Below are 8,026 nucleotides of genomic sequence, written 5' to 3'. Positions count from 1 at the left end.
GACCGCCCCCCCCCCCCCCAAGACCCCCCCCCCAAAAAAGCCGCAGGATCGCCCCCCACCCCCCCCCCCCCCAGAACACCCTAGGGGGGGGTGGGGGGGGGGGGGTTGTGTCCCCCCCCCCCCCCCACCACGGCGGTCAGAGCCTCGGGTCCACCGGCTCCGACTCCAGCGCCAGCACCCCGAACACCGCCTCGTGGACGCGCCACAACGGCTCGCCCTCCGCCAGCCGGTCCAGTGCCTCCAGGCCGAGCGCGTACTCGCGGGCGGCGAGGGACCGCTTGTGGTTGAGGAAGCGGTTGCGCAGGCGGGCGAGGTTCTCGGGACGCGTGTACTCGGGACCGTAGATGATCCGCAGGTACTCCCGGCCCCGGCACTTGATGCCCGGCTGGACCAGCCGGCCCTGCGGGTCCCGCACCAGGGCGCCGAGCGGCTTGACGACCATGCCCTCGCCGCCGCGGCCGGTCGTCTCCAGCCACCAGTCGACGCCCGCCCGCACCGACTCGGCGTCGCCGGTGTCGACGTACAGGCGGCGGGTGGTCTGCAGCAGACCGGTACCGTCGTGCTCGACCAGCCGGTCGAGCAGTGCGAGTTGCTCGTCGTGCGGAAGCCCGGCGAGGCTGCGGCCCTGGACGGCCAGGATCTGGAAGGGCGCGAGGCGCACGCCGTCCAGGCCCTCGGTGGTCCAGCAGTAGCGCCGGTACGCGTCGGTGAACGCCGCCGCGTCCGCGGCCCGTTCGCGCTGGCGTGCCAGCAGGCCGGACACGTCGACGCCGCGGGCCGCCGCGCCCTCCAGCGCGGCGAGCGCGCCGGGGAACACCGCGCCGGAGGCGGCGCCGACCGCGGCGTACTGGCTGCGCAGCAGGCCGGACGCCTTCAGCGACCACGGCATCAACTCGGCGTCCAGCAGCAGCCAGTCGGTGTCCAGCTCGTCCCACAGCCCGGCCGCGTCGGCCGCCGCCCGCACCCGCCCGAGGATCTCCTCGGTGACCGCGTCGTCGTCGAAGAACGGCCGGCCGGTACGGGTGTACAGCGAGCCGGTCGGCCCCGCCCCGTGCCCGGCGTCGCCCGCGCCGGGGGCTCCCCCGACGCCGAACCGCTTCCGCGCGACCTCCGCGTCACGGCACACCAGCGCCACCGCCCGCGAGCCCATGTGCTTCTCCTCGCACACCACCCGCTCGACGCCGTCGCGCGCGTACTGCGCGAACGCCTCCGCGGGGTGCTCCAGATACCCCTCCTCCCGCGAGGTCGCCGTCGGCGCCATGGTCGGCGGGAGGTACGGCAGCAGTCTCGGGTCGACCGCGAAACGGCTCATGACCTCCAGGGCAGCCGCCGCGTTCTCCTCGCGCACCGATATCCGCCCGGCGTGACGGGTCTCCACCACGCGGCGGCCGTGCACGTCGGCCAGGTCCAGCGGCCGGCCGTCGTGCCCCCCGGGCGCCTCGGACCGCAGCGGCCTCACCGGCTCGTACCAGACCTTCTGCGCCGGTACGTCGACCAGCTCCCGCTCCGGCCAGCGCAGCGCGGTCAGCTTGCCGCCGAAGACCGCGCCGGTGTCCAGGCAGATGGTGTTGTTCAGCCAGGTCGCCTCGGGGACCGGGGTGTGGCCGTAGACGACGGCCGCGCGGCCCCGGTAGTCCTCGGCCCACGGGTAGCGCACCGGCAGCCCGAACTCGTCCGTCTCGCCGGTGGTCTCGCCGTACAGCGCGTGCGAGCGGACCCGGCCCGAGGTGCGACCGTGGTACTTCTCCGGCAGCCCGGCGTGGCAGACGACGAGCCGGCCGCCGTCGAGGACGTAGTGGCTGACGAGCCCGTCGAGGAACTCCCGCACCTGCTGCCGGAACTCCTCGCTCTCGCCCTCCATCTGCGCGACGGTCTCGGCGAGACCGTGCGTGTGCTGGACCTTGCGCCCGCGCAGGAAGCGCCCGAACTTGTTCTCGTGGTTGCCCGGCACGCACAGCGCGTTGCCCGAGCCCACCATCGACATCACCCGGCGCAGCACGCCCGGGCTGTCCGGGCCGCGGTCCACGAGGTCGCCGACGAAGACGGCCGTACGGCCCTCCGGGTGCACGCCGTCGACGTAGCCGAGCTTGCCGAGCAGCGCCTCCAGTTCGGCGGAGCAGCCGTGGATGTCACCGATGACGTCGAACGGACCGGTGAGGTGGGTGAGGTCGTTGAACCGCTTCTCGGTGACGACGGTGGCGTTCTCGACCTCCTCGACGCCCCGCAGGACGTGCACCTTGCGGAAGCCCTCGCGCTCCAGGCGCCGCAGGGAACGGCGCAGTTCGCGGACGTGCCGCTGGATGACCCGGCGGGGCATGTCGGCGCGGTCGGAGCGCGCGGCGTTGCGTTCGGCGCACACCTCCTCCGGCACGTCGAGCACGATGGCGATGGGCAGCACGTCGTACTGCCGCGCCAGCTCGATCAACTGGCGCCGCGCGTCCTGCTGCACGCTGGTGGCGTCGACGACCGTGCGGCGGCCGGCGGCCAGACGCTTGCCCGCGATGTAGTGCAGGACGTCGAAGGCGTCGCGGGTGGCGCTCTGGTCGTTCTCGTCGTCGGAGACGAGCCCGCGGCAGAAGTCGGAGGAGATGACCTCGGTCGGCCCGAAGTGACGGCGGGCGAAGCTGGACTTGCCCGAGCCGGACGCGCCGACGAGCACGACGAGGGAGAGGTCGGTGACGGGGAGCACCCGGCCCCGGGTGCGGTTCTCGGTGATCGGGGTGGTGGTCATGCGGCCGTCGCCTCCTTCTTCTTCTCGTCGTCGGCCGAGTCGTCGGCCGAGTGGTGAGCCGCGTCGCGGGTCTTGTCGTGGGTCTTGTCGTGGGTCTTGTCGGGGGTCTCGTCGGGGGTCTGTCCGAGGGTGAACACGGCCATCTGGGTGGGCGGGCCCACCTCCGGGTCGTCCGGGCCCACCGGAACGAACTCCACGCCGTAGCCGTGCCGTTCGGCGACCCGCTCCGCCCAGGCCCGGAACTCGGCGCGGGTCCACTCGAAGCGGTGGTCGCCGTGCCGGACGTGTCCGGCGGGGAGGGACTCCCAGCGGACGTTGTACTCGACGTTCGGGGTCGTCACGAGAACCGTGCGAGGGCGGGCCGAGCCGAACACCGCGTACTCCAGGGCGGGCAGCCTGGGCGGGTCGACGTGCTCGACGACCTCGCTCAGCACGGCGGCGTCGTACCCCTTGAGCCGGGCGTCGGTGTAGGCGAGGGAGCCCTGGACGAGCCGGACGCACGCGGCCTGCCGTTCGCCCATGCGGTCCAGCTTCAGCCGCCGGGAGGCGATGGTCAGCGCCCGCATCGACACGTCCACGCCGACGATCTCCGTGTACCGGACGTCCTTGAGCAGCGCCTGCACCAACTGGCCCTGTCCGCAGCCGAGGTCGAGGACACGGGCCGCGCCGGACCGCTCCAGGGCGGCGAGGACGGCCTCCCGCCGCTGCACCGCGAGCGGCGTCGGCTTCTCCTCCTCCGTCTCGGCGTCCGTCTCCGCCGCGACCGCGTTGTCGATCTCCTCGACCTCGCTGTCGTCGGCCTCCGCGAGCCGCAGCAGTTCCAGCCGCTCCCGCGCCTGCCGGGTCAGCGACCAGCGGCGCGACAGATAGCGGTTGGTGATCAGCTGCTGCTCGGGGTGACCGGGCAGCCAGCCCTCGCCGGCCCGCAGCAGCTTGTCGACCTCGTCGGAGGAGACCCAGTAGTGCTTGGCGTCGTCCAGCACCGGCAGCAGCACGTACAAGTGGCGCAGGGCCTCGGCGAGCGTCGGCGTCCGCGACTCCAGCACGAGGCGCACGTACCGCGAGTCGCCCCACTCGGGGAACCGCGTGTCCAGCGGCACCGGTTCGGCGGTCACCGTCCAGCCGAGCGGCTCGAAGAGCCGCCCCACCAGGCCGGGTCCGCCGCGGGCGGGCAGTGCGGGCACCTCGATGCGCAGCGGCAGCGGTTCGCCGGCGCGCTCGGGCCGGGCGGCGCACACCCCGCGCATCGCACTGGAGAAGACCGCGCTCAGGGCGACGGCGAGCAGCGAGGAGGCCGCGTACGGGCGGTCGTTGACGTACTGGGCGAGCGCGGCGTCGGGTGCGCCGCCGCGGCCCTTGCCCTTGCCGCGCCGGACCAGTGCCACCGGGTCGACCTCCAGCAGCAGCGCCGCCGTGCACTGCTCGGCGGTCGCCTCGGGGTAGAGGACGTGTGCCGTGCCGTAGGAGGTGGAGAACGCCTGCGCGTTGTCGGGATGCTTGTGCAGCAGGTAGCCGAGATCGGTGGCGGGGCGTTCCGGGGTGCCGGTGGTGGTGATCGTCAGGAACAACGTGGCCTCGAAGGCTTGAAGGGGCGCTTGAAGGGTCGCTTGGGGGCGCTTGGAGGGGCGCTTGAAGGGTCGACAGGTCGCTGGAACGGTTCTGAGGTGCGGGTTCACGCCCGCGACGGTCCTGACAAGGTACAGACAACGGAGCGTGGGCTCCTGCGGTTTTCCGGGCGGTCTGTGACAGGGCTGTGACCGGAATGGTGGCTTCCGTCACAGTGGCCGGGGGCCGCGGCTGATCGACTCGGGCCATGCCTACGTCTCGGCGCACACGCCGCTCCACTCCCCTGGCCGTTCTGTCCGTCACCGTCACCGCCGCCGTGCTGCTCGCGGGCGGGTGCGGGACGCAGCGCGCCGGCGCGGGGGCCGGGGGCGCCGATGGGGGCGGTTCGGCGGACGCGGGGTGTGCGGCGTCGCCGTCGGCGGGGACGGAGCCGGGCGCAGCGGAGCCGGGCGGGACGTCCGCGGACGGGGCGTCGTCGGGCGAGACGGAACTGGACGGCGTCCGGATCACCGGTGTGACCGGGCCCGCGTGCGAGGTCGTGGAGTGGGAGGTCACCAACTCCGGGACGCGGGCGCTCACCTACACCGTCGTGTTCAGCCTTCGGTCGCCCACCGGGGCGGCCATGGACAGCCGCGAGGAGGCGGTGCCGTCCGTCGCGCCCGGAACGACCGTGCGGCGGACGCTCGACCACGCCGCCTTGAGCTTGTCCGCCGGCACGCCGGCCGCGCGGATCGTCCAGGTGCGCAGCGTGCCGGCCGACGAGGCGCCGTCGACGGGAGGTCCGTGCCCGGAGTCGGGGGTGCGGGTGTACACGGACCGGGGCGACGCTGCGATGGGGCTGCGGGTCGTCGGGCTCCGCCTGGAGAACTGCGGCACCGGGACGTACCGCTTGGAGGGCTACCCGCGACTCGAACTCCTCGACGAGGAACACGAGCCGGTCGAGGGCGTGCGCGTGCTGCGGGGCGGCAGCGCGATCAGCACGGGCACGGGCGCCGACGCCCCGCCCCTGCCGCTCGCCCTGAAGCCCGGCGAGCGGGCCCACGCGACGCTGGTGTGGCGCAACACCACGGAGTCCGGCGAGCCCGTGCACGCCGCCTACGTGCGTACCTGGGCCAAGCCCGGGGCCGATCCGGTGATGGTGACGCCGGAGCTGGACCTGGGCACGACGGGGAAGCTGGGCGTGGGGGCGTGGCAGAAGGAGCAGTCGGCGCCGCCGGCCGGCGCGGGTGGGGCCCGCCCGGGCGAGGGCCCGTGACCGGGAGCCGGAGCACCGCCCTGACCCGGCCCCACCCCGTGCGGGCCCACCCCGTCCGGCCCTACAGCTGGGACTGGACCTGCGCCGAGATCAGCTCCAGGTGGTCCAGGTCGTGGAGGTCGAGGACCTGGAGGTAGATCCTCCGGGAACCGACCGCGGCGTAACGACCGATCTTGTCGACGACCTCGGCCGGTGAACCCGCCAGGCCGTTCGCCTTCAGCTCGTCCACCTCGCGTCCGATGGCGGCGGCGCGGCGGGCGACCTCCTGGTCGTCCTTGCCGACGCAGACCACGAGGGCGTTGGAGTAGACGAGGTCGTCGCCCTTGCGGCCGGCCTCCTCGGCGGCGGCACGGACCCGGCCGAACTGGCGCTCGCTGTCCTCGATCGAGGCGAACGGCATGTTGAACTCGTCGGCGAACCTGGCCGCCAGCCGCGGGGTGCGGCTCGGGCCGTGCCCGCCGATGAGGACCGGGATCTTCGGCTGCACCGGCTTGGGCAGCGCGGGCGAGTCCTTCAGCTCGTAGAACGTGCCCCGGAAGTCGAAGGTCCGGCCGACCTCCGTCGCCCACAGCCCGGTGACGATCTCCAGCTGCTCCTCCAGGCGGCCGAACTTCTCCTTCGGGAAGGGGATGCCGTACGCCGTGTGCTCCTCCTCGAACCAGCCCGCGCCGAGCCCGAACTCGACGCGCCCGCCGGACATCTGGTCGACCTGGGCGACCTGGATGGCGAGCACGCCGGGCAGCCGGAACGTACCGGCGGTCATCAGCGTGCCGAGCCGGATCCGCTTGGTCTCACGGGCGAGGCCGGCGAGGGTGATCCAGGCGTCGGTGGGGCCGGGGAGGCCGTCTCCGGAGCCCATCCTGAGATAGTGGTCGGAACGGAAGAAGGCGTCGAAGTCGAGGTCCTCGGTGGCCTTGGCCACGGCGAGCAGGGTGTCGTAGGTCGCCCCCTGCTGGGGCTCGGTGAAGATGCGAAGATCCATACCCCCCATCCTGCCCCGTCCCACGATCCCTAGCGCGCGACGGGCCTGCCCCCGGCCCCCGCCCGGGACGGCCCTCACCCGGACGCGGCCCGCCCCTTCCCTCCGGCCACCCGTTCCCCTCCCGCCCGCCCCGCTACCCCGCCTCCCGCACGGGTATCGCCTCTTCCCGGTCCGCGAGCCGGCGCAGCATCTCCAGGACGCGGTCCCTGGACTCGTCCGCCGCGTCGATGGCCTCCATGCACATCCAGTACGTGCTCTCGTCGGGGGCGGCGCAGGCTATGCCGACGAGGGCGATGCCGACCTCGCCGAGGAGGCCGCCGAGGAACGTCAACGCCTGCCGGGCGTCGCCCAGTTCGGTCAGCTGGGCCGCGCGCAGCTCGCCCTTGGCCAGCTCCGGCGTCTCCAGCACCCCGCACCCTCTGCCCGCCAGCTCCGTCAACCCGATGGCCTCGCCGCGCAGTTCGGGCGGGCCGAAGACCGCCAGCCGGCTCCCTATCGCCTGGGCGAGGGACTGTGCCTGCCACACCTCCGTGATGATCTGCGGCGTGTCACCGCTACCCGCCAGGGCACGCCTGCTCGTCAGGATGAGCCGCACCGCATCCATGGGCTGCCCCCGGTCTGTCCCGCCGCGCCGAAGCGCGTCCGCCCGAACTTCACTCCACCTGTCCACTACCCAGAGTGAAGGGCGTTGAGACGAAAAGCCAGAGGAAGACGGAAATCTGCGGACAACAATTCGGATTCACCCTCGCTTTCCACTACGGAGAGTGAAAGTGGATCAGATCGCTCCCTGCGCGTCGCCCGCAGGACACCCGGGCGTCACACCCCGCCGTCACGATCCGGCCGCGGGAACCTGCGCTCGTTCCGGTCGATCTTCGCGTCGAGCGCGGCCAGCGGATCGATGCCGAGCACCTCGCAGAACTGGAGCAGATAGGCGAGCACGTCGGCGACCTCGTCCCGCACCCGGTGCGCCGTGCCGGGGTCGTCCATCACCCGCGCCGACTCCTCCGGCGTCAGCCACTGGAAGATCTCGACCAGTTCGGCGGCCTCCACACTCAGGGCGGAGACGAGGTTCTTGGGGGTGTGGTACGGCTGCCAGTCGCGCGCGGCGGCGAACTCGGCCAGTCGGCGCCGGAGTCGGTCCAGGTCGGAAGGTTCTGTCACGGCTTCAGGTGTACCACCGTCACGTCGACCTGCTCCGCGCACCGGGAGCCGTCGCTCACCGCGCCGACGCACCGGATGTGCCCCGCTCCCCCCGTCCGCGAGGACGTCGACGACGGGCCCGGCGCAGCCGGCGCGGACCCGGCGGTTGCCGGGCCGCCTGCACGGCCCCCCGCCCGGGGTCGCGCAGCGCCGTCGCCGGCAGCACCAGGCCGCCCGCCGACGGCCGCTCGCCGACGTTGCGCAGCTCGGGCTCCGCCTGTACGGCGGCGTCGAGCCGGACCGGCCCTCGGGGCCCGTCGGCCGTGCACCGATGCGGAACCCTCGCCGTCCG

Annotated in this window: 6 protein-coding genes; 1 reads left to right on the top strand and 5 read right to left on the bottom strand. The window is 73.4% G+C overall.

Annotated elements, in window-relative coordinates; genetic code table 11:
• Positions 1 to 136 precede the first annotated feature (136 nt).
• Positions 137 to 2,731, bottom strand: coding sequence for a polynucleotide kinase-phosphatase (locus tag ACZ6KF_RS04790; RefSeq protein WP_469237303.1), 2,595 nt, complete (start codon positions 2,729 to 2,731; stop codon positions 137 to 139).
• A complete protein-coding gene (locus ACZ6KF_RS04785) occupies positions 2,728 to 4,299 on the bottom strand; it encodes a 3' terminal RNA ribose 2'-O-methyltransferase Hen1 (RefSeq protein ID WP_469237300.1) in 1,572 nt (523 codons plus the stop codon). The genes ACZ6KF_RS04790 and ACZ6KF_RS04785 overlap by 4 nt, the downstream gene beginning before the upstream one ends.
• A gap of 245 nt (positions 4,300 to 4,544) precedes the next feature.
• Between ACZ6KF_RS04785 and ACZ6KF_RS04780 the strand changes: the two genes are divergently transcribed.
• The gene (locus ACZ6KF_RS04780) at positions 4,545 to 5,552 is read left to right on the top strand and encodes a DUF4232 domain-containing protein (protein ID WP_469237298.1); all 1,008 of its coding nucleotides are present in this window, start codon (positions 4,545 to 4,547) and stop codon (positions 5,550 to 5,552) included.
• 61 nt (positions 5,553 to 5,613) lie between these two features.
• Here ACZ6KF_RS04780 and ACZ6KF_RS04775 read toward each other — a convergent pair whose 3' ends face one another.
• From ACZ6KF_RS04775 to ACZ6KF_RS04765, 3 genes are all read right to left on the bottom strand, one after another.
• Positions 5,614 to 6,534, bottom strand: a complete 921-nt coding sequence (locus ACZ6KF_RS04775; protein ID WP_469237296.1) for an LLM class F420-dependent oxidoreductase — start codon at positions 6,532 to 6,534, stop codon at positions 5,614 to 5,616.
• 133 nt (positions 6,535 to 6,667) lie between these two features.
• Positions 6,668 to 7,138, bottom strand: coding sequence for a DUF6099 family protein (locus ACZ6KF_RS04770; protein WP_356637004.1), 471 nt, complete (start codon positions 7,136 to 7,138; stop codon positions 6,668 to 6,670).
• 212 nt (positions 7,139 to 7,350) lie between these two features.
• The gene (locus tag ACZ6KF_RS04765; RefSeq protein ID WP_356637006.1) at positions 7,351 to 7,695 is read right to left on the bottom strand and encodes a nucleotide pyrophosphohydrolase; all 345 of its coding nucleotides are present in this window, start codon (positions 7,693 to 7,695) and stop codon (positions 7,351 to 7,353) included.
• Positions 7,696 to 8,026 lie beyond the last annotated feature (331 nt).

The organism is Streptomyces sp. NPDC046379 (genome assembly GCF_055587785.1).
The sequence above is the reverse complement of the archived record's forward strand: the minus strand, read 5'-3'. Positions and strand labels throughout refer to the sequence as shown.